This is a genomic window from Rhizobium leguminosarum (genome assembly GCF_004123835.1).
Lineage (GTDB): Bacteria > Pseudomonadota > Alphaproteobacteria > Rhizobiales > Rhizobiaceae > Rhizobium > Rhizobium leguminosarum_M.
Genome location: NZ_MZMU01000002.1, coordinates 155148 through 176572, shown reverse-complemented (window position 1 = coordinate 176572; position 21425 = coordinate 155148). Strand labels below are relative to the sequence as shown.

General features: G+C 59.7%; 21 protein-coding genes and 1 pseudogene. 10 read left to right on the top strand and 12 right to left on the bottom strand.

Annotated features, from left to right (window positions below; all coding sequences use genetic code 11):
- The first annotated feature begins 91 nt into the window (after positions 1-91).
- Positions 92-1033 carry a LysR family transcriptional regulator gene (locus B5P46_RS02265; protein WP_129417270.1) on the top strand — a complete coding sequence of 314 codons (942 nt, stop codon included), beginning with the start codon at positions 92-94 and terminating at the stop codon, positions 1031-1033.
- A gap of 25 nt (positions 1034-1058) precedes the next feature.
- On the opposite strand, the gene B5P46_RS02260 is transcribed toward B5P46_RS02265, so the two are convergent.
- Entirely contained in the window at positions 1059-1844 is a 786-nt protein-coding gene (locus B5P46_RS02260) for a pyrroline-5-carboxylate reductase (RefSeq protein WP_129417269.1), read from the bottom strand.
- 36 nt (positions 1845-1880) lie between these two features.
- On the opposite strand from B5P46_RS02260, the pseudogene B5P46_RS35335 reads away from it, so the two are divergent.
- Together B5P46_RS35335 and B5P46_RS02250 are read left to right on the top strand one after the other, a co-directional pair.
- Positions 1881-2044 (top strand): annotated as a pseudogene (locus B5P46_RS35335) (SDR family NAD(P)-dependent oxidoreductase); the annotation flags it as partial.
- An 89-nt stretch (positions 2045-2133) separates the two neighbouring features.
- Positions 2134-2991 (top strand): hypothetical protein, encoded by an 858-nt coding sequence (locus tag B5P46_RS02250; protein WP_129417268.1) that lies wholly within the window; start codon positions 2134-2136, stop codon positions 2989-2991.
- A 30-nt stretch (positions 2992-3021) separates the two neighbouring features.
- On the opposite strand, the gene B5P46_RS02245 is transcribed toward B5P46_RS02250, so the two are convergent.
- Genes B5P46_RS02245 through B5P46_RS02235 form a run of 3 tightly spaced genes read right to left on the bottom strand, consistent with a single transcriptional unit; the run spans position 3022 to position 5499 of the window.
- Entirely contained in the window at positions 3022-3606 is a 585-nt protein-coding gene (locus B5P46_RS02245) for a TadE/TadG family type IV pilus assembly protein (protein ID WP_129417267.1), read from the bottom strand.
- 1 nt (position 3607) lies between these two features.
- Positions 3608-4138, bottom strand: a complete 531-nt coding sequence (locus B5P46_RS02240; protein ID WP_129417266.1) for a TadE/TadG family type IV pilus assembly protein — start codon at positions 4136-4138, stop codon at positions 3608-3610.
- A complete protein-coding gene (locus B5P46_RS02235) occupies positions 4135-5499 on the bottom strand; it encodes a TadE/TadG family type IV pilus assembly protein (protein ID WP_129417265.1) in 1365 nt (454 codons plus the stop codon). Before B5P46_RS02235 ends, B5P46_RS02240 begins: the two co-directional genes overlap by 4 nt.
- A 663-nt stretch (positions 5500-6162) precedes the next feature.
- On the opposite strand from B5P46_RS02235, the gene B5P46_RS02230 reads away from it, so the two are divergent.
- Entirely contained in the window at positions 6163-6519 is a 357-nt protein-coding gene (locus B5P46_RS02230) for a response regulator (RefSeq protein ID WP_129417264.1), read from the top strand.
- 329 nt (positions 6520-6848) lie between these two features.
- On the opposite strand, the gene B5P46_RS34240 is transcribed toward B5P46_RS02230, so the two are convergent.
- Together B5P46_RS34240 and B5P46_RS34235 are read right to left on the bottom strand one after the other, a co-directional pair.
- Positions 6849-7022: a hypothetical protein gene (locus tag B5P46_RS34240; RefSeq protein WP_164986436.1), complete on the bottom strand. Its 174-nt coding sequence runs from the start codon at positions 7020-7022 to the stop codon at positions 6849-6851.
- Positions 7019-7171 (bottom strand): hypothetical protein, encoded by a 153-nt coding sequence (locus tag B5P46_RS34235; RefSeq protein ID WP_164986435.1) that lies wholly within the window; start codon positions 7169-7171, stop codon positions 7019-7021. The genes B5P46_RS34240 and B5P46_RS34235 overlap by 4 nt, the downstream gene beginning before the upstream one ends.
- Before the next feature lie 596 nt (positions 7172-7767).
- Here B5P46_RS34235 and B5P46_RS34230 point away from each other — a divergent pair.
- A complete protein-coding gene (locus B5P46_RS34230; protein ID WP_164986434.1) occupies positions 7768-7989 on the top strand; it encodes a hypothetical protein in 222 nt (73 codons plus the stop codon).
- 325 nt (positions 7990-8314) lie between these two features.
- Positions 8315-8554: a hypothetical protein gene (locus B5P46_RS02220; protein ID WP_129417263.1), complete on the top strand. Its 240-nt coding sequence runs from the start codon at positions 8315-8317 to the stop codon at positions 8552-8554.
- 595 nt (positions 8555-9149) lie between these two features.
- Here B5P46_RS02220 and B5P46_RS02215 read toward each other — a convergent pair.
- The gene (locus B5P46_RS02215) at positions 9150-9449 is read right to left on the bottom strand and encodes a hypothetical protein (RefSeq protein ID WP_129417524.1); all 300 of its coding nucleotides are present in this window, start codon (positions 9447-9449) and stop codon (positions 9150-9152) included.
- A 127-nt stretch (positions 9450-9576) separates the two neighbouring features.
- On the opposite strand from B5P46_RS02215, the gene B5P46_RS02210 reads away from it, so the two are divergent.
- The 4 genes from B5P46_RS02210 to B5P46_RS02195 all read left to right on the top strand — a co-directional run bounded on the left by B5P46_RS02210 (position 9577) and on the right by B5P46_RS02195 (position 11539).
- Positions 9577-9858: a hypothetical protein gene (locus B5P46_RS02210; protein ID WP_129417262.1), complete on the top strand. Its 282-nt coding sequence runs from the start codon at positions 9577-9579 to the stop codon at positions 9856-9858.
- A gap of 91 nt (positions 9859-9949) precedes the next feature.
- On the top strand, positions 9950-10363 hold the full coding sequence (locus B5P46_RS02205; RefSeq protein ID WP_129417261.1) for a hypothetical protein: 414 nt from the start codon (positions 9950-9952) through the stop codon (positions 10361-10363).
- Positions 10364-10429: 66 nt separating this feature from the next.
- The gene (locus B5P46_RS02200) at positions 10430-10675 is read left to right on the top strand and encodes a hypothetical protein (RefSeq protein ID WP_129417260.1); all 246 of its coding nucleotides are present in this window, start codon (positions 10430-10432) and stop codon (positions 10673-10675) included.
- A gap of 144 nt (positions 10676-10819) precedes the next feature.
- Positions 10820-11539, top strand: coding sequence for a Crp/Fnr family transcriptional regulator (locus B5P46_RS02195; protein WP_129417259.1), 720 nt, complete (start codon positions 10820-10822; stop codon positions 11537-11539).
- A gap of 362 nt (positions 11540-11901) precedes the next feature.
- Here the strand turns inward: B5P46_RS02195 and B5P46_RS02190 are convergent, their stop codons facing one another.
- The 5 genes from B5P46_RS02190 to glf form a co-directional block, all read right to left on the bottom strand.
- Positions 11902-12396: a ferritin-like domain-containing protein gene (locus tag B5P46_RS02190; RefSeq protein WP_129417258.1), complete on the bottom strand. Its 495-nt coding sequence runs from the start codon at positions 12394-12396 to the stop codon at positions 11902-11904.
- A 22-nt stretch (positions 12397-12418) separates the two neighbouring features.
- Entirely contained in the window at positions 12419-13333 is a 915-nt protein-coding gene (locus B5P46_RS02185; protein ID WP_129417257.1) for a PhnA-like protein, read from the bottom strand.
- A gap of 185 nt (positions 13334-13518) precedes the next feature.
- Positions 13519-15813, bottom strand: a complete 2295-nt coding sequence (locus B5P46_RS02180; RefSeq protein ID WP_129417256.1) for a glycosyltransferase family 4 protein — start codon at positions 15811-15813, stop codon at positions 13519-13521.
- Positions 15810-19046 (bottom strand): glycosyltransferase, encoded by a 3237-nt coding sequence (locus B5P46_RS02175; protein WP_129417255.1) that lies wholly within the window; start codon positions 19044-19046, stop codon positions 15810-15812. Before B5P46_RS02175 ends, B5P46_RS02180 begins: the two co-directional genes overlap by 4 nt.
- Positions 19039-21396, bottom strand: coding sequence for a UDP-galactopyranose mutase (gene glf / locus B5P46_RS02170; RefSeq protein ID WP_129417254.1), 2358 nt, complete (start codon positions 21394-21396; stop codon positions 19039-19041). The genes B5P46_RS02175 and glf overlap by 8 nt, the downstream gene beginning before the upstream one ends.
- Positions 21397-21425 lie beyond the last annotated feature (29 nt).

Below are 21425 nucleotides of genomic sequence, written 5' to 3'. Positions count from 1 at the left end.
AAATCGGAAAAAATGCTAAGTTATCTATACTTGCCGCACTGCAACATATCGTGGGTGGTAGTGGAATTAATCATGAAGGAATGGGCCGGGGATGGATCTTCGCCAGTTGCGCTATTTCGTGGCCGTCGCTCGGGAGAGAAACTTCACGCGCGCCGCCGAGACGCTGCACATCGCTCAACCGCCGCTGAGCCGGCAGATCCAGTTGCTGGAGGATGAATTGGGCGTCCCGCTCATCATCCGCAAGACCCGACCCGTCCGGCTGACGGAGGCGGGACGGCTGTTCTACGAACAGTCCCTGCAGGTGCTCGGTCGGGTCGAGCAGATGCTCGCGGCAACGCGTCGGGTCGGTCTGAACCAAAACAGCGTGCTTTCCATCGGCTTTGTGGCGTCGACCTTGTACGGCGGACTGCCTTCACTGGTGCGAAAGCTGCGGCAGCACGCGCCGGAGCTGGACATCCAGTTGCTGGAGATGGTCTCCGTCCAGCAGATCCCAGCGCTCAAAGAAGGCCGAATCGACATTGGTTTCGGTCGCCTGCGGAACAGCGACCCGAACGTGATCGGAACGGTTCTGCGCGAAGAACGTTTGGTCGTGGCAATTCCGAAAGGCACGTCGCTCGCCCAAGATGCTTCGCCCCTCGGGGTCGCGGCCTTGGCCGGCCAAAAGGTCATCGTCTACCCGAAAGAGCCGCGACCCGGCTATGCCGACCATGTGTTGAATCTCTTGCATAGCCACGACGCGCGGCCGGCCGAAGTGCAGGAAGTGCGGGAAATCCAGACCGCATTGGGATTGGTCGCCGCGGAAGCCGGCCTGTGCATCATTCCCGCTTCCGCGCGCCAGATACGCTCGGACGTGCACTATCGGTTGCTCGACGGAAAGGACGCCACCTCACCGGTGATCCTCAACCACCGGGTTGGCGACAACTCGAACTATATCGACCTCGTCAAGCAGCTGATTGAAGAAATGTATGCGGAAGATCCGCCGTGGCTGGACTTGGAACACAATCTTCTTCACCGTCCACTTCTTGGCCGCTAGACTTGCGAGGACGGCATGATGCGCCTCAGCTCCTGCGGCCCTCGATGCGGGCAAGTACGCCGTCGAGTGCGGCGGTCAGTGCGGCAAGGCCGCCCTTCTTCTCGAAGTCTGAGAAAACCTGCTCGTTCAGCCCGCCCTTGGTCGCGAATTCGCGGCTCAGCGCGCTGAACGGTTCGTTGCCGGGGCTGCTCGCTTTCTGCGCGAGGCTTGCAAAGAGCGGGGTGATGTAGGCCTGTCCCTTCGCCTTTTCGAGGCCGCTTTTCTCCAGCCAGACGGCAACCTGCTCCATGATGCCGAAATAGGTCGACATCATTGCGCTCGCTGCCGCGAGAAGATCATATTCCTTCCTCGACTGGCATTGGACAGCCGTTCCGAGCGCATCAAAAAGCGCTGCGACGGCGGTATCGGGCGGATAGATGGCAGTGACGCCTTGCCGGCCGGCGACGAAGGGCAGGGGAATTGCCTGCACGAGATGCACGTCGGCGGCGATCCATTCGGAGAGGGCCTGGCGTTCCGTCGCCGCAACGAGGCTGACGACCATTTGGCCATCCCTGAACGATAGCGCACGCACGACCTCCTCGGCGACTTGCGGCCGTATCGCCAGGAACACCATGTCGCTGCGTTCGACGACATCCTGGTTGTCCTTGGCAATTCTCACGGCGGCGAATTCGTCTGCCAGCGTCGCGGCGATGTGAGCGCTTCGTGGAGAAACATGGATCTCGGAGGCATAAGCCGGCTCGGCCAGAAGGCCGCGAACCATCGCGTCGGTGATCGCGCCGGTTCCGACGAATCCGATACTGTCGATTTTCATTTGATTACTCCGCAGCCCGCAGCGGGCCTAACACGATATCCCCGCGCCGACCACATCACCTACAATACGGCAAAGACGGCGGTTGCCGCCTCACCCAGAACTTCGCCCGCGACTATGCACCTGACAAGATCGGGGTCAATGCCGTCTGCCCCGGCGAAATCCATACGCCGATGCTTGACGCCGTTATTATGCGCGCCGGCGGACGGCTTGATCCCGCTTTCGCTTGCGACTTCATCCGTTTACAAGGCGAGGAGGCTGCAAACATTCGACCGAACGAAAGGCATCGATCTTGAATCTCCTGCGTCGTGCGCTCTTGGCGTCCATCGGGGCGATGATCGCCTGGAAACCATCATCGGCCAAGGAAACCAGCCCGGATTCCGGCGTGGAAACGACGACGCAAACCGCGGCAGATGGATCGTCGGTGACGCCCCGGCATGTCTTATGTTTTCTCGGCAAGGAACGTGATCTCAGCCCGTTGTCCGATGCTGCATCGCAGGCGATCCGTGACTTCGCGACTGGATTCAGCGTCGACGACGAGTATTCTCAGGCCGAGCCTGATGACCGGATGAGCCAGTCATTCGCCGTGTGCTGGGATCGGGTCGAAGCCGATGCATGGAGCCCGGCAGACGAGGATGCCGTCGCCGATCATCAGTCGGTCCTCTATGTCCTCGGGCCGAGCATGGCGCAGGCGGAGACGGTGAAGGTTTCGATGCTGGCGCTGCGCCTCATCGAACGGTTGATCGATGCGGGAGCGGTTGCGGTAAAGGGCGAAAGCGCCGGCATTGCCCATGGCGTCGACCGGTGGAGAGAGCTGATCCGGCAAGGAGCCGAGGCAATAAAGGCCGCCGACCTGCTGGCCCAGCAGCGGATCGGCCGACTGGCCTTTGCGAAACGGCCGCTGTCGGTTCCGGGATACCTGGAGAGCGTCGGTTTCCATCTCGTCGGATTGCCGGAGGTCTATGTGCCGGAATCGGCCGGCAGCGAAAGGCAGATCGTCGCCATCATGGATGCGGTTGCCGACGAGATCGCGCAGCGGGGCCTCGAGCCGACGCTCAAGGAGCGCCGAGCAAGCCTCTCCTTTGATTCGACTTATGAAGTGGATGAGTTCAAGTTCAATCCATACGGCGTTGTCAGGCTGCCCAAGTGAGCCTGGGACGTCCAGCCGATTGCGACAAGCTCAATTGTAAGTGATCGTGTCGCCGACCCTCGGGCGATTGAAGTAATGGCGATCGAAGCTGTAGCCATTCTGCCCGGTGAAGTTTGAAAAGAACGCCGAGACCGGCGTCGTCAACGTGTACTGCACCCTGGTCAGCACCACCTGCACACCGTCATCCTGGATCTCCGAAGGGACCTCGATTGTGCTCGCCGAGCCGGAAATAAGGGCGGAGGTGTTGAGTGCCGCAGACCAGTTGACCGTCGCACTGCCGCTCTTGGCGATATCGTCCACCGCGAGGGTGATCGTCAGCCCCGTCGTGTCATAGGGCTGCAGGATGAAGCTGGCGCCGGAGAGAAGCTTGGCGACGTCGGACTTCGTCCAAGAGCCCTGCTGTGAAATCATGTCGCCTGTGGAAGAGGCGATCTCATCTATCTTCCGGCTGACTGTGAGTGCATGGCCGAGATCGACGGTGCCGAACAGGAGCATCACCAGGATCGGCAACACCAACGCGAATTCCACGCCCGAAGCCGCCGACCGGTCGCGCAGGAGATGACAGGCGCCGGATTGGGCGAAGCGGAAGAAGGACAGGCTCCGTTTTATGATCATGTCAGAAAGGCTCGTTGCGGAACAGAACGGAGGATCCGAGCAGGTAGCGGCCGTCCGAAAGCTTGGCGCTCGACAGGCTGAAGAAATTGACGACGGCTGTCCATGGCAGGAACGTCTGAACGAGGATGTAGTCGCTGCCCTTGCCGATATCATAGGTCTCGGTCACAGTGAGATTGCCGCTGGCGTCGATGGGGTCGGTGCTGGCGGCGGACGAGAGGTCGGAAAGCACGATCACCTTGACCAGGAGATCGCTGGAGCAACTGAACGAGAGAAGCATGTCGTTGCAAATCCTGGCCTTGAAATCGGCCAGCGTGATGTTGGAGGACGCAACCTCGCCGGTACGGATCATCCGGGAGATCTTGTGAACCGAAGCGTCCAGCGCCGAGTTGACGAAGAACATCAGCGACACTTCGATAATGCCGAATATCATGATGAAGAGCGGCAGAGCCAGGATCGCAAATTCGATCGCAGCGACCCCTTTGCGATCGCCAAGCAGGCGGCGCAGCGATGCGAAGTGTTTCCCTCGCCTCATTGGGTCAGCCGGACGGATGCGAGATATTGGGTGAAAAGCGCCGACAGACCTGCGGTGATCTCGGTCGAAGACGACGCTGATAGGAACAGGCTCTTGGAGGATGCGCAGTCGGAAAGCGCATAGGGAATGTAATCCCGTCTCGTGATGCTGGTCGACACGCCGCTTTGCATGGTGCCGCCGTAGGTGCTCTTCCAGCTGGCGCTTGCCATGGTCGAGCCGACGGTTGCGTTATAACCCCAGTCCGAGGTGATCGGCAGGTATTCGGTGTAAAGAACCGCCATAGTGGCGGACTGGTTTTTGACGTAGGCGCACCAATCCGGATTAAGCGGCGCGACTTTGTTCCAGTATGCCCCGTACGTCGGCTTCCCGTTCTTATTCCATGTGACCTTGTCGGTCACCCATTCGCGCTGCGATTGGACGCCGTCCGTCAGCAGCAGAACCAGCTTGAGCGGCGAGCCCGAGGACGTTCCGTCCCCGCCGGTGCCGACTTTCTGCTTGAGCGTCGCCAGGGAGACGTCAAAATAGGTGGCTGCCTTCGAGGTCGCGCTGGTGAGGCCGTAACTTGCGTCCGCGAGGCGATTGCGCGCCGTGTCCGTGCTGAGCGTCGGGGTCAGAACTTCCGTGAGGGTATCGCCGAGGCTATATAATCCGACCTTGATGCGTTGATGATTGCTGTCGGAGTCGTCGATCATGTCGAGCACGTCTCTGACGGCGTCACCTGCTACATCGGCGCGCAGCTTTATGTTCTTGGCCGTGCTGTATTCGTAATTGTTGGTGTATGTCGTTTTGCCGACAGTGTGTGCGTCGCCGGTGTGGCAGGCGAACTGGCATCCGATGCCGGCATACATGGTCGACTGGCCGGCCGTTGTTGCCGCCAGGAGCATCGATGGTGATGTGTCGATGACGATATAGACATTGAGATAGGAGGTGGCCGGCCCCTTGACGGCGCTTGCCACGCTGACGTCAACGGTGTCGATGTTGGCGATCTTCATCAGCGTCGTCGGAACCGTGCCGCTGGCCGTCGCCGTGATCTTATGGTTTGACGTATCGATGTCGATATCGCCAAGCGTATAGCTGTTTTCCACCTGCGCGTGGAACCAGTCTGCAACCTTTTGCTTGAGGGCGTCGGCGTCGTCGGTATCGATCTCTTTGACTGCGGCGATCAGGGCCGTGTCGAGGTCGCTCTGCATCCTCTGGCGGACATTGTAAGTACGGATGTAATCAAAGCTCGCGCCGACTGCGACGATCATCGGCACCAGAGTGAGGGCAACGACGATCGCGACATTGCCGCCCCTGTCCCTTCCGAGACCGCGAAGGATTTTGAAGACCCCAGCAAGTGAATATGAAAGACCCGAGCGCAAAAGAGATCACCGTCACATAAGTCATACTAATGTGCGAGATGTATCCAAGGTGCTTAAGTCTTTGTTAATTCCTGCATTTTTCGAGGGAAGCTGGGCTGCCGACGCACTGATTCCTGCGCAAATCGTACATGTCTGCGAATTATGGATATTCGCGGAACGATATATCATCGTCTTTCACGCTGATGGACTCGCAAAAGTGGAGTGTCCACGCCGTCGGCGTTCAGCGGACGGGACTGACCAAACGCGGTGGATCAGCACATCCAGCAACTGGTGGAATTGGATTTCCCTCATATCCCGGTCGTACTTGCCGCCGGTGCGCCGAGCTTCCAGCATCTGCTGACCCAGGCAGCCTCCGGTTGCCAAAGCCATTCACCCGGTTGCCACCTCCTCTCGACAATGAGCAACTCCGCCTTTCGCTCGCGATGAGGAAGAGGTCGGTTTCTGGACTAATCAATTCTAAAAGGCTGGTCGGCTCCCTGCGGCGCGCTGGCTCGATCAGGCGTTTGGTCGCTATCAGTCCTGCGGATGATCGATGGAAGGCTTCTTCAAAAAAGAGGCAAGAAAAATTCCAGCCGGCGACCTCCAAAATCTCCGCTTGGACCGGAACTTGAGTCACTTCTGCAGGTTAGCAACCTTCAAACGGACGATTGCGTGACAAGCCGAATGACATCGAAAATTCTCGTCGTAGAGGACGAACCTTTTCAGTTGATAACCGCGGTGCACGTCGTGGAGGACGCCGGCTTCGAGGCGCTGGAGGCCCACGATGCGGACGAAGCCCTGCGATTGCTCGAAAGCGTGCCGGACATCAAGGTTCTGTGGACCGACATCGACATGCCCGGCTCCATGGACGGATTGCGGCTTGCAGCAGTGGTTCGAAACCGGTGGGCGTCGATTGGGATCCTGGTGGTATCGGGAATGAAGAGGCCAGAGGACGACCAGCTCCCTGAAAGGAGTGTGTTCTACCCGAAACCTTACGACATCCAGAGCGTTCTGGACACCCTAATCCGACTGGCGACGTGACAGCGTCATCGTTATTTGGAACCTATACCGCCACTCGGACCCGGACGACATCGCCTTCATGTGGGGCACCTGGCAGGCGGCGATCGTTGGTCTTCGTAAGTTCAGACGAACCCGCTAGCTTCTCCAGATGTGCGACCTAGGCTCAGTCACCGTCGGCGTTCTCGCCACCGCCCAGCCTGCGAACATGAAACCGCAAGTGCCACAGCGCTGTAATCAGTGACGCCGTCAGCAATACCCAACGTGCGACGAGCACTATCAGGATGGGGCCTTTGCCTCGCTTACCTATCGCAGCGACTAGCTCTACGGGCCGTCAATGGCTTTATGTGTTCTCAGATCCTGTACATAAGACCGTAGACAAGGATGATGACGTAAAGCAGGAACGCGAAGGCCGCCGCTGCCACGATCAAGGCAACGACCATCTGCCCACCTCTCAGGCTGTTTTTCTGCTGTTCAGCCGTTGGCCGGTTTGCCTGAATGGGATCGTGTTCGCGTTGTTCCGTCACGGGTTTGTTTCCGTGGAAATCTGTGCAGGCGCATCACTTTTGCCGCCCGCGTTCCATGAGAGGGTTGCGCCAAGCACGATCAAAAGCCCGACCAATATGATGGCTCCGATGTAAATGGCTAAAGCTCGGCGGTCCGATTCCAGGTTCATCTGCCTCTCCCTTAGTGCCCCGAACCATAGGACCCGTACAATGTTCCCGATAATCCGTCTCGTGGCGCCTTTTCCTTTCCACGCAGAGCCTAAGCCGACATGAACCGCCATCAGTGCCGCTCGCGTCATTTTACGAGGAGTCCGATGAGCCGCTCATACTCTGCCGCCGACTATTTTTAGACGCCGAGAGCGAAATCCTCCAGGCAGCTCTGACGATCATCGCGCGCGGACAGCGCGGCTGAAATGTTTCCCCTCCAGCAGATGCAAGGCCGCCGTGACGCTTGGCGACCGCACCTCCAACATCAAGGAGAGGACCCGTGCGCCAGGTCAAACTCGTCATCGTGCTGGCGTCAATGGCCGCTAACTATGAGCTCGAATTGATACAGGCGGGCCACCCCCCCTTCATCAAGCGTAGGTTACTGCGCGGCGATCAATGATAGTAGACCGTCCCGGATCCGAACAATGCAGCAATCACCGCGTCGATTTGTGCTGCACGACTGCTAAGGACAAACCCGCCGGTAGGGGCGCCGGTGCGGCGATCATGGGCAAAGACGAAGGGTATTCCTCTGGCTTCCAGACAGTCGCACATTGACAGCATGGCCTCGTCCGAAATCGTAACGTCGACAATCGCAGCACCGCACGCCAAGCCTCCGCTCAAGCTCTGCATCGCACTGGAAACAACGAGCGGACCGATGACGACAGCCCTGGCGCGCGGCGAATGCTTGTCTGACGTCGTCCGGGAGAAAGGCGGCGTCACCGACGATAGCGATCGTTTTGCCGGCGACCGGACTGAGCGATTTCATAGCGGACGCCTGTAAATCTTATTCAATGGCGCTCCAGATCAGATAGCCCGGGCGGCGCGGCGCGTCTACCGTAGTCGGGCCTGCCTCGCGAGCTCCAACCCTGGGTCTCGTTACCTTGGCTCCCTCAGCCACGGCCAAGATGGCCTAGCGGCTGGATGGGTACGCTTCCGAACACGAGAACGAGCTTGAGCTCGCCGAGGACGTCTCTTCGCGGGCGATTTCTCTGAACGTCACGTTGCCGGCATGTCAGACCCTCCACTGATCGGGCGACGTGCAGCCCATGTTGCCCGTTGAAGGATTTCAGCACACTCCTAGATCTCATCGTTGAGAGGAGTTCGACATGGGTGGACGGCAGGTCGAGCCGGTGGTCGCGGTGGTTTCCGAGGCTGTCCGGCGGTGGTTCGAGTTCTACGAGGTCCCGCTCGACGAAAGAGCGTCCGACGCGCTCTCCAGCGCGGCGATCAGTCTCTATGGTGACGGTTACCAGACAGTCGATGATATCGCCACCATGCTAATTGGGACATATGTCGGTCTCTGGGCTACGCGGATCAACGCTCCTACTTCAAAGGCTGTCCATTAAACTAAGCAATGCGGATAGGCACTACCACACCGCTTTCAGTGCCTGCCTAACGGCAACTTCAAACTGATCCGGCGTGCAAGGTTTCGGTAGCCACACGCCTCTTCCAAAGGATTCGTCCTCGCGGTCGCACCCCGCGTGTCTCCGGAATAGACGATGAAGGGGATTGCCCGTCGATGAGATCGGCGACGACGCCTGAGCACAGGCCGTCCTTCAGTCGTGGATCGACGATCGCTAGATCAGGGGTTTTCTCCGACAACCATAACAACGTCTCCTCGTTGGTCTCGAGAGACGTGGTGTTCCAATTCCCATGCCGCGCAACATATCTTCGGCGACTGTTGAATTCCCCGGCGAGGGAGGCGAGGGCATTTCCGTGACGGTAGCTCCACGACCGGCGATCTCGACGGCGACGCCGCCGTTCGCAGAGCGGAGGAGATGATGGTCCAGGTTGCGACCTTTGGGGTTCCGAACGAGGCGTTCGTCGAAGCGCAGCAAGCCGCCGATGAAAGCGTAGTCGAAACTGACGACGGGGCCGAACAGACGTCACCCGCGACCGGTTCGTGCTCTTCGCCGAAGGCCGTGTCTTAGTCTAGGGCTCCTAGAGGCGCTCGATAACCACCGCCCGAAGGACGATCTCCTCTTGACGGAAGCGAGCCTCAAGGTCGGCGCGGTAAGACGACCACCATGGACGGTCGAGATCGTCCACCATAACCTCGACGACAATGATGCGGTCCTCCTCGACGTCGCCGCCGTCCTCCCACAGACCTTCCGCGGGCGCGTTGATATGGAGGGTGATGCCGCCGAAGCGCTCGGTGAGTTCTTTGCGCACGCTGTCGAGATTCGTTCGGCTGCGTCTTCCGCGGATGATCGGGAGAAGAATTTCGACAAGGTAAGGCATGGGACGCTCCAGCAGTGGACGTATGCCCTCAACATCTTTGAAGCAAACCTGTTCCTGCACCATCGGAACTTCGAGGCGCCATTGCCTGTTATCGGGAGCCACCGCGACACACATGAAGGAGATTAGATTGAACACGGCGAACCTCCAGCTCGAAGGCCTCATCATGGCCGTAGCGGCGATCTCGGACACTCTTGTCGCCAAAGGTGTCGTGACCCATCAGGAAATAGCCGCCGCACTCGGCCAGGCAGAGCGCGCGGTCGATCGGGACAACGACCACGAGCTTTCCGATTCGAACCGCGCCGCCACGCTCTTCCCGATCCGCGTGCTCCTCCTGGCCAATGAAGCCGCCCAGCGCGGCAAGACGTTCACTTTCTCAGACTACGCAGAACTGGTCGGGAAACTGACGTAATGCTTGCTTGGCCGGACGTCTTTGCCAGAGAACTTGCCCTCCGGCGGCACAACCCCATCTTTACCCGTGAACCAATGTCTGGAGGACACACATGCCACCTCGTAAGCCCGGTAAATCTGCTACGCTCGAAGCCACCGCTGCGAAGATCGCCAGTCAAGTACCGAAGGGCGTCGTGGATATTGCGACGGGAGAGGTCGGCGTCCCTGTCCAGCCCGATTATGATCCTCGCGAAGAACTCGGCGCCCTCCGCAGGCAGCTTGAAACGTTACATAAGCAGGTGTCGGATGCCGCCCAGACTATCAAGGGCGGCGCGCGTGAGGCTGCGAGGCAGACGCAAGCGACGGTGAAGTTGTACCCTGTTTCGACGATGATCGCGATCGCAGCCGCCGTCGGGGCGATCGCCTTCGCTATAGGAGGCTCCCGCTCGACGCCGCCTCGTTCGCGTTACGACCGCGCGCTCGACGAGATGCGCGATCTTTATGACAGGGTACGAGACCGGATCTAGGTCCTTTCGGGATTGCGCATAAGGCGATTCTCCGCCACGCTTGACTTGCAAGCGAGGGGAAAACGCATGCTCGAAATCATCATCAAGAATAGTCTCGACGTCGTCGATCGCACCGAGCGCCTGATCGACGCGGCAAGGCGACTGCTGGGAGCAGGACTCGACGAGTTCGAGGCCTACAGTCTTCGCATTGAAATCGAAAAGTTGACGGACGTCGTCCTTGTGATGGACGAGGCTGCCCGGCTTCTCCGACGGACTTTCGAGCTTCGGCCAGAAATTGCCCGCTACACCATTGTGAATTCGACGGTTCACTGACGTATCATCCTTTCGGACTGGGTGACTTCGATCATTCCCTTACGCTGGGAATTGCGTCAGGATGGGCCATAGCCGATAGGGGCTATGGGACATGCCGAAATTCAAAACGGCTAGCGAGCCGTGCGTCATAACAGGGGTCGCAAGATGGAAGGCCAGCCGGGATGCGACAACGGATTGATCAAATTGCTTCCAGAAGAAGAGCGCCGGTCTTTCGCCGAGCGCTTGGAAAGGGTGTTCTTACCTCAAGGTTATCAGATCGCGCAGGCGGGAGAGCCGCTGGAGTTAGTCTATTTTCTGTCGTCGGGCATCGGTTCCGTTTTGGCTGTCTCGGATAGCGGCCTAAAAGCGGAGGCCGGCATGTTTGGGCGAGAAGGATTTGCGCCCACTGCGTCGTCGGTGGGGGCAAATACCAACCCGTACGATATCGTGATCCAGGTTGAAGGATTTGCACATCGCCTTCCAGTCGGGCTGTTTCAGGAAATCGTTGCCGACAATGGAGTTTTTGCAGACCTGTTGTCCCGCTACCTCTATGTCTTTGCAGCGCAGGTGGCCTATACCGCCCTTGCAAATGCAGCATTCAAAATCGATCAACGTTTAGCGAGATGGCTCTTGATGTGCCACGATCGTCTTGTAACGGACAATATGCCCATCACGCACCAGTTTATCTCCTTGATGCTGGCCGTCCGACGGCCAAGCGTGACAACCGCCTTGCATATGTTGGAGGGAGAGGGGCTAATTCGGTCGGACCGTGGACGCGTTGTTCTCAGAGACCGACCGGGACTGGAGGAATATTCCGCGGGGTCCTATGGGCAGCCTGAACACGAGTACCAGGTGTTGCTGCAAGCGCGCTACGCGCAGTCCTAGAGTAACCCACCTGCCACCATACGGCCCATCACCGCGCATGCGTGGCAGCTTCAGCGACTGACGCTAACGGCTGGATTGCCATTCGATCAAAGGGTGCCCACTCCGGCAGGATCAGGTCGTCCCCTGACGCCTTCTACGCATGAACCTACGGCAAAGCAGAGGGGGCGCCCATCATCGCGGTTGTGCTTGGCAGGGACTAACGGTCGCCGTGCCGCCGCTGAGCGTGGCCACATCTGGCGCCGGTTTCGAAGCAGATCCGTTGTTTTCCTTGCTGATATTGTCGGCGATATTTAACCCGACAGACGGTTTTTGAGTGAGTTTGCTTCCTCAGGCGCGCGCCTATGCGGCGCGCGCCTGAGCTTTCATGCGGCAGCTGCATTGACCGCGGTTTCGGCGATCTCCGATAGTAGCTCGTCGGTCGACTCTTCTTCGTCGAGTGTCTGGCCGAGAAGCTCGGCAACCTCGTCCTGGCCGAGCGTCCTTGCCCAAGAAAGCATGGTGCCATAGCGGCTGATTTCGTAATGCTCAATCGCTTGGGCGCCGGCTAGAAGGCCGGGGTCAAGAGCGGCGGTTCCCTTAAACTCTTCCATCATCTCCTTCCCTTCCTCGATCATTCCGAGGATGGCACTACAGGTTTTCTGCTTCGCTGGCTGGCCAATCAGTTCAAAAACCTGTTCCAAACGTTTGACCTGGCCCTCGGTTTGCTCCCAATGGGTCTGGAAAGCCTGCTTGAGGTCAGGAGACCGGGCCGCTTCTGCCATTTTCGGCAAGGCGGTTAGGATCTGATTTTCCGCAAAGTAAATGTCCTTGAGGGTTTCGTAGAGAAGATCGCTGAGATTTTTCGGTTCGATAGACATGATGTTTCCTTTCCGGTGGTGATCAAAGCCGTTGGGTGGAAGTGTGTTCTTCGACAAACAAAGCGGGCTTGGTGCCGGCCGTGCCGCCGAACCAGGCTGCGATTGCGCCGAGCATGAGCGCGAGGAAACCCAGAAGCGCACCCCGTGACACGACTTTCGTCGCCGTCTGGGCTGCGGCCAACGCTTGCTGCTTCGTCTGTTCGACCGAAGCTCTGTAGCTGGCCTCGTATTCATCCACCTTCGCCCGTGCCTGATCGACTGGGATGTTCTGGGCCTTGGCCAGGGCGTCGGCGGCACGTGTTTTGGCATCGTCAATCTTCGACTGATCTCCGGTGGCAACCGCCGTCATGGCCGAGACCGCTGCAGTCTGCAGAGCGGCAGGATCGTTGCCTCCGCTGGCATTTCTGATCTGCTGTTCGATGGTGCCCATCGGGTCGGTTGCTGTGGCCAACGCCGGAGCGGCCGCGGTCGCAGCCGTTGCGACCGTCTGGCCGACTCCGCCGACGATACTCGACAGGCCGCTGAACGCACCGCCGACGAGCGAACCCACCGACGTTGTCAGAAGAAAGAGAACGACAAGCGTGGTCACGGCCCAGGATGTGACCCCGTGATAACCGCCCGTGGATTTGCTTGGTCTGCCGGAAAGCCTCGCGGCAACATAGGCACCGATGAAGGATGCGATGATGCCGGCGACGACGAACCAGAGGCCGCCGACAATCGAGAACGTGCTGGCCGCCGGATTGTCCGAGGTCGCCGGATCGAGGACAGCCGCACCAATGCCAACGCCGAGCAGATTTAGAAGGAGCTGTGTGGCAAGAGCGAGAACGACACCGGCAAACACGGCTCCCCATGCAATGTTGTTGAATGATGTCGTTAGGGAAGGATCGACAGTATGTGCGACGTCGCCGGGTATTCGGTTGGTGGCGAGTTTTGACATGGATTGAACTCCTTTGAGTTCTCGAGTGCGTGGTGACGTCGTACTCACGGGTCGAGGAATTGTTCCCGCAGAGCCAATTTATCTTATGATGCGCAGCCGCTTGACGAGGACCGCTGTATCCTGCCTAGCGGTCGGCGCATGACGAGACGCTGGTCCGCCGTAAGGGTGAATTTGCCGTCCCATTGTCATCGGGCGGCTCGCGACGGGATGCATTTTTGGCCGCCTCGATCGGTTGCGAAAGGCATCCCAGCTCGCGCCGCTTGAATAGCGGCCGCAAGCGGTGCGTATGCAGTTCGTCCGGATGCCGTGACCTCCGTCGAAAGAACGCCATTTGCGCACTGGCGGCCATTGTCCCAACCCGGATGATCTACGATCGGATAGAGGCATAGTCCCTCCAGCGGAACGCCAGACTGCATTGCCAGGGAAGCTTGGCCAACAACATATTCGAACCAAGTCGCGCGTCGCTCGTTCTCGATACCGGTCTCGGCGATGAGGATCGGCCTGCCGTATCGCGCGAAAGTCTGGCGCAAAATCTCATTGAGGGGCTTGTATAGCTCGTGCCCGATGTCGATCGGTGTGCCCCCATGAATCCACTGGTTGTTGAAGTAATAATTCACGCCGATGACGTCGAGATAGCGCTCGCTTCCCCCGATCTGTGGCCACAACCGACCACCGATGAGATCCCACGCCTGGTATTGCGATTGGCGGTGACCCTCGGCAATACCTCTGTCTTCGGGCCGTGAGGGATGCGCGGTGACATTGATCACCGGCTCGCAGTGAACGAAGCGCGCCCGCTGGTCGACTGAACTGATTTCGTCCATCGCAGCGATTGCCGCGCGCGCCAGCTGCACTTTCAGTTCGAAACCTCGGCCATTGGCAAACGGATTCAGATAGCCGGCATCGCCGCCGCCCCAGGAGAAAAACGAGATCTCATTGACTGGGCAATAAAAGGGAACACTGTCGCACTCCTCGCGCACCAGCTTTGCGCAAGCGCGGGCGAATGCGGCGAAGCGATCGACAAAACGCGGCGACCAGATGTCGAGATCGTCCGGCCAGCCATAATGCAGCAGATCCCAGATGACCTGCGTGTCGGTCATCGCGGCCGCCCGTATCATCGGTCGCACGCTCGACCAGTCATAGCCACCGGATTTCTCGATGAGGTGCCATCTAAAGCCGTCGCGCACTGTGCGGATCCCCAGGCCTAGAAGTTGACGGTAGTCGTCTTCGGCGTAGCGATCGTGGCTGACGGCGGCAATCATGTCGAGACGGCGGCCCTTGGTCTCACCTTCCCGCGGCCGAAGCCGATGGGTCGAGCATTCGAAACCGCCCTGCAGAAACGACCGGAACAGACCGGTCGGACCGGCAGCTTTGCCCTTGCCGCAGACATCCGCCAGCAGCTGCTCCCACTGCGGCAAAACCGCCTCGATTGAATAGGTGGTCTCCACCTTCCGCCGTAGTGCGGTCCCGAGTGCATGTCGACGCCGCGTGTCCCGCAAAAGAGCGATCATCTGTCCGGCCACGGCGGTGGCATCCCTATAGGGGACGAACAGACCAGATACGTGGTCGTCAATCTGCTGCTTCGCGCCGTTGTCGGGCGTTGCAATCACCGGGAGGGCTGCAGCACCGGCCTCTGCAATGACATGCGGCATGCCTTCGCCGCTTGAAAGCCAGGCAAAGATATCGAATGACGCCATGAGGGCAGGGATATCCTTCCGGTCGCCCAGAAACTGAAGCACACCGCCGAGCCCGCGTTGGGACGCCAAGGCCTTGAGTTGGATCGCATAGTCCGGCACGAAAGCATCAGGCCCGCCAACAATCACGAACCTGGCATGCTTGGCCGCGACACTCACCAGAGCAGCGGCTTCGATAAAATCCTCGACGTTCTTCTTGGGGTCGAGCCGGCCGACCCAGCCAATCAGGACCTCGTCCTCGGCAATCCCTAGAGCCCTACGGGTCGGTCCCCGCAATCCCGGATCGAATGCCGAGAGGTCGACCATCGAAGGAATCTCAAGCGCATCATGCTCGCGTCCCGGCATCCGCGATGCGGCGGCGTCGCGGATGGAACGGCATACGCCGACGTAGCGGGTCGTCAAATGTTTGGGGCCGGCCAGTGCTTCAGAAACGAGCCCGCCATGTTCGATCAGCGGCGGGCGAAGATGCAGGCGCTCCAACGCAGGATAGATATCCGCGACGTTCTGACAGGAGATGACGACGTCGTAGCTCGAGATCTTCCCGGCAAGGTAGCCGACCGTGTCGTTAAACGACAAGTCGTAGGGTGTGGTATCGACGTCGATCCCGAGCGAGCGGAGCTGTACATGGGTCTGCTCGGGCATGCCGGGCTTTTTGAAGCAGGCCACGACGTCGATGCGGTAACGGCGATCAAGGTGTTTGGCCAGAAGCCGCACTTCGGTCTCCTCCCCGCCGACGACCAGCCAAGCGAAGACGAAGAGGATCCGCATGGGCGTCGGTTCGATGGTCATTCGCCAACCTTGAAGACGACCTGCAGAAACTCCGGTCGGTTCTCGACCAGATCGGCGAGGAAGGATGGTGCCTCGTCGATTGGGACGACGTGGGTAACCATGTGCTGACGGATCGTTGTTCCGTCTGAGGTAAGGAGGTCGACCGTCGCACGCGCAAGGCGGCGCCGATCCCACAGTGGAGCGAGCCCGCGGGGAACGCGGTTGATTTGAGCGCACCGTATGTTCAGGCCGTTGTGGTGGAATTCTTCGCCAAGTCGCAAGGCATCCGCTCCGTGCTGGTAGAAGGCAAGGTCGATCACCGTACCCTGCGGCCGCAAAGCTTTGAGCGCCGTATGCAGGCTGCCGGGATGCGCTCGTGTCTGAAACGCGAGATCGGCACCGCGTCCCATCGTCCCGTCATGCCAGCGCGCCTTGGCATGCTGCCAAGCCTGATCTTCCGTCATCGCGATCAGCCCCATCGCCTCCGCCTTTTTCCGGCGAAAGTCGGAGGGGTCGGTGATCACCACGTCGGAGGCGCCAAGCACGCGGGCAAAGAGCGCCGTCATCAGACCGACGGTGCCGGCCCCGAGAACGATCACCGGACGACCGGCGACACCCGCACCAAGTGCAGGGACATTCGCCCCGAACGTTTCCGCGTCGGCATGGAGGATGCCGTTGGCGGCGATCGGCCCCATCTGTGCGACAAAGATGCCGAGCAGGGGATCAAGCTCCGGGGGCATCTGGACCAAGAGATCGTGAAACGGGTCTGCCGTATGGCCGGTCTTATGACCATAGCTCGCCGCGAGCACCGCGCCCTCGGAGAAACCATGTGCACGCGACTGCGAAACGCGCGCGACCTCCATGTAGCCGAGGAATGGAACGGGATAATGCAGGTCGGGCTCGTTTTCGATAAAGACGCCGCGCCCGCCATCGAAGCGGGAACGGAAATAAGGATTGGTGTTCTTCAGGAAGGTCAGCTCGGTGCCCGCGGACAGACCAGTGAACAGCGTGTCAAGCCGCAAGTGGCCGTCGGCCGGCGGGCCTTCCTCATAGTCGAAGAAATAGGCACGGCCCGGTGCCTCGACGCCAAGCGAGCGTATCTTGCGATGGCCTGGTGGAAGCCCCCGCGGCGGCCGCGGCTGCGGCTGCAGCGGCGCCGGTTGAGTCCGTCTAATCCCGGAGGGGTCGAGATGCACGACCGACCCACTGCGGGCCGAGGACACCACGGCCAGGGCAAGGCGGTGGGTTGCTACAGCGTCGCCGTAGGGGCACCGGATGCGGTTTTCACCACCGCGCACGGCATCGATAAAATCGCGGTCCTCGCGCCAGACCGGATCACCGTCGGCGGTGCGCACCGGGCGTCCTCGTCCGACATCGACCATGATCTCACGGTCGGTCAGCTCGATCGCCAGCCTGTCGGCAAAAATGTGCAGGCCGACCCTATGGCTCCAGCCGAGAAGGCAGGTGGAAGCTATATTGGCGACCACGCCCGTTTCAAAGGTGAGGCTCGCCGTCGTCACCGTCGGTACGTCCAGGCCTGGAAAATCCGGTCTGTCCTTATAGCCAGCGCGTCCGTAGACTTCGGTGACGTCGCCGATGAGCCACCGGGCGAGATCGAGGAGATGGGTTGCCTGTTCGACCATCTGACCGCCCGATTTGTCCGCTTTCCACCACCATTCCGGCGGGGGTGTCGAGTCGAGCCAGTAGCCTGACAGAAGCTGCGCGGGATTGTCTGCCAACAGGCTTTTGGCCTCGTCAACGATATCAAGATAGCGCCAATGATAGCCGACAGCCGTTACGAGGTTGGCGTTGGCTACCTCGGCAGCAATATCTTCAGCCAGCGCCAGGCCCAGCGACACCGGCTTTTCGACAAAAAAAGGTATTCGGCACCGGATGAGATCGCGCTCGGGTTCGCCATGGGCAAAAGGCGGGATGCAGATATAGACCGCATCAAGCTGTTGCGTATCGAGCATTTCGCGATGATGCGCGAACGATCTCGCACCGAAGCGCATCGCCGCCTCGTCGGCCCGGCCAAGATCGGGGTCGGCAAAAGCCACGAGTTCGACATCGTCGAAGCTCGCCAGAATGTCCAGGTGCCGGCGGGCGATACCTCCGACGCCGATGAAGCCCAGCCGTGTTTTTTCCATGGAAGTGTCCTTTTGTGTTTGGTTTCCCGGCTGGGTCAGGAACCGCTCGTAGACGGCCCCGGTCTCGGCAGCCATTCGAAAGACGGAAAAGTCCCGTTTGAAACGTTCAAGGCCGGCCCGGCCGCTTGCCGCCAGACGATGAGGATCGGCCAGCGCGTGATTGATGACGGCGGCAATCGCCGCTGGATTGCCCGGCTCGGTGAAGTAAGGATGATCATCGCCGAGCGCCTCCACCGTCCCGCCAATGCGGGTTGCGATCACGGGCACGGCAAGCGACATGGCCTCCAGAACGGCCAGCGGAAGCCCCTCGAAGTGCGATGGAAGAATGAAGAGATCAGCGATTGCCATGACCTCGGCGACATCGGCCCTGTGACCTAGAAACTGGACGTGATCGGCCAGGTCCAAATCCGTCACCAGGGCACTCACGCGCTCTTCTTCGGGGCCTGTCCCAACAAGAAGCAAGACAACGGAAGGATTGTTCTCCAAGACGGCCGGCAAGGCGCGCACCAGCGACGCCTGGTCTTTCTGCTCGGTGAAACGCGCGACCGTCAAAAGGACGGTCTTTCCGACAAGGCCGAGTTCCTGCGAAAAATCGGTGGCGGATCGCACGGGCAGAAGCGGAAAGATGCCGTTTCGAACGACCGTCAAACGCGAGGGCGCGACCCGTGCCTCCCGGAAGCTTTGACGTGAGGCTTCGGAAACGACGATGATATGCGCCAATTTCTCGGTTTCGCGTCGATAACACTCGATTTGTTCCGGGTCATTGAGAAGATATGGGAGATGCTCGGTGCGTATGATCGGAATGGCGCGGGCATCGGCCGCCGCTGCCAGATCGTGCCCTTCCCATCCGATCCCTGCGTGGACGTGCAGGATATCGACGCTGGATCTCGACAACCACTCGTGAAACTCGTCTGTATCCCGGATCAGCTTCACCGCAAGCCCGACGCGCGCGGCGCGCGCCAACAAGCCCGTTGGATCCTCGGACATCACCGCGATGGTGACATTCCAGCGTTCGCTCAAACCGCGGCCGAGAGCGAGCATGTGTTCGCCCATCCCGGAAGGATTGAAGCTATCGGTTGCCAGAGTGACGTGGGGCTTTTTAGTCATGCTGGGCGCCGGCGAGGGTTCTGCTGGTCACTTGCCGATCCCGCAGGCGCCGGTATGTCGCTAGCGCCTGGGCGACGACCTGGTCCATGTTGTAATATTTGTAGGTGCCAAGCCGCCCGACGAAGGTGACGTCGTCGCGCGTACGCGCCAGGGTTTCGTATTGTTTGTAAAGCGCCTGGTTTTCCGGGCGCGGGATCGGATAGTAGGGCTCTCCTTCGGCGCTCGCATATTCATAGCTGATACTGGTTATCGGATGGACCTGGCCGGTCAGGTGCTTGTATTCCGTGACGCGCGTATAGGGCACATCCTCCGACGGGTAGTTTATGACGGCGACCGGCAATAGGCGCGGCACATCATGCGTTTCGTGGGTGAACTTCAGACTGCGATAGGGCAGACGCCCGAAGCAGTGGCCGAAATATTCGTCGATGGGACCGGTGAAGATCGTATGATCAGCCAGGCTCTCACGCCTGAGATCGGCGAAATCCGTGCCGACCATCACCGTGATATTGTCGTGGTTCAGCATCCGTTCAAACATGCGGGTATAGCCGTCAAGCGGCATGGCTTGAAAGCGATCCAGGAAGTAGCGATCATCGGTATTGGTCCGGGTCGGGATACGCGCCGTCACTGATCGGTCAAGTTCGGACGGATCGAGCCCCCACTGTTTGCGAGTGTAGCCCTCGAAGAAGGTCCGATAGAGCTCCGCGCCAATCTGCGATATCACGACGTCGCGCGATGTCTTCACCGGATCGCAAGGCTCCGCACGGTCCGCCAAAAAACGCGCGGCCTCGGCGTCGCTGGTCAGATCGATGTTGTAGAGCGCATTCAGTGTCGTGCGATTGATCGGAATCGGAAGGCGCAGATCGCCGACCTGGGCAAGCACCCGATGTTCGTAGGGCCGCCATGCCGTAAAACGGGAAAGGTAGGCAACGACATCCTCGCTGTTGGTATGGAAGATGTGCGGGCCATATTTGTGAACCAGGATCGCCGCCTCATCATAGTGATCGTAGGTGTTGCCGCCGATATGGGGGCGCCTGTCGCAGACAAGGACCTTTTTGCCACCGTCGGCAGCGAGCCGCTCGGCAAGAACCGATCCGGCAAATCCAGCGCCGACGATCAGATAGTCGTAGGTATCCGAAGGTGGCCGGCGGGCGGTGCCGGCGCGAAATCTTTCAGGAAGGGTGGCCGAAACGATTTTTTGCGCTGCCGCCTGTTCGACAAGCGCGGACATTCTGCGAAAGGTACGGTCCCATGACGATAGCGCCAGAACCCCGTCCACCACTTCCAACCACGCCGTGTCGGAGCGGGACAACAAGAGTGCCGCATCGCACGCCTCGGCAAAGGCCTCGGTGCCGTTTGCCAAGAACACCCCCGGCACGTCGCCGTAACCGCGCACGACATCGACGATTTGGGTTCCAACCACCGGCCGGCCGGCGGCGAGATATTCAGGGGTCTTGGTGGGGCTGATGAAGCGCGTGGCCTCGTTCAGCGCGAACGGCATCAGCGCAGCCTGCCAACCCGAAAGATACGCCGGAAGATCAGCATAGGCCTTCTGTCCGAGATAATGGATATTGGCACCCTGGGGTAGATCATCCGGCGAAATCTTTACGATTGGCCCCAAGAATACGAAGGAAAGGTCAGGCCGGGCCAATGCGACGCTGCGGATCAAGTCGAGATCGAGCCTCTCGTCAATAACCCCATAATATCCGAGACGAGGCTGAGGAATACGCGCCTGGTCGGGTGGATCGGGCAAAGGGCATCGGGCGGCGCGGAAGTGATGTGTATCAACCCCCGACGGGAACGGATGGATATTGTCGTGTTGACCCCGTCTCGCCTCATAGAGGCTGAGACCGCCGGTAAAGACGACATCGGCACAGGCCATCAAGGCCTGCTCGGACGCCTTGAGATTGGCCGGCGCGAATTTGAAGTTCGCGAGTTCGTCCATGCAATCATAGACAATCGCGACAGCATCGACATGCCGGGCAAAGCCAAACATCAGCGGCGTATAGAACCAAAGGATCGGACGCTTGCCGCCGTGGAGAAAAATGAGATCGTCCAGCAGTCGGCGAAGCGCGGCCTCCCGTTCGACCTCGTTCCACCAATGTGGGATGCGCGGGCGGACTGCTTTGACGCTCGTGCCGTCGAAGGGATGAATCTCCAGATAAGCGAGATGGTGGTCTGTCGGGATAAACTCCTCGAAATAAAAGACCGGCCGCTCGCGTGAGAACCGTTCCATCAGATGCTGTGGCCTCTGGAGTACAAAGTCCCATCTTAGATGCGAAAAGCAGATGAGCGGCGCGTGATCCAACAAACTATTGTCGGACAATTGCGGGATAGAATTCAGCAGATTCATCGAGGACCTCGCAATCAGAATGATCCCGA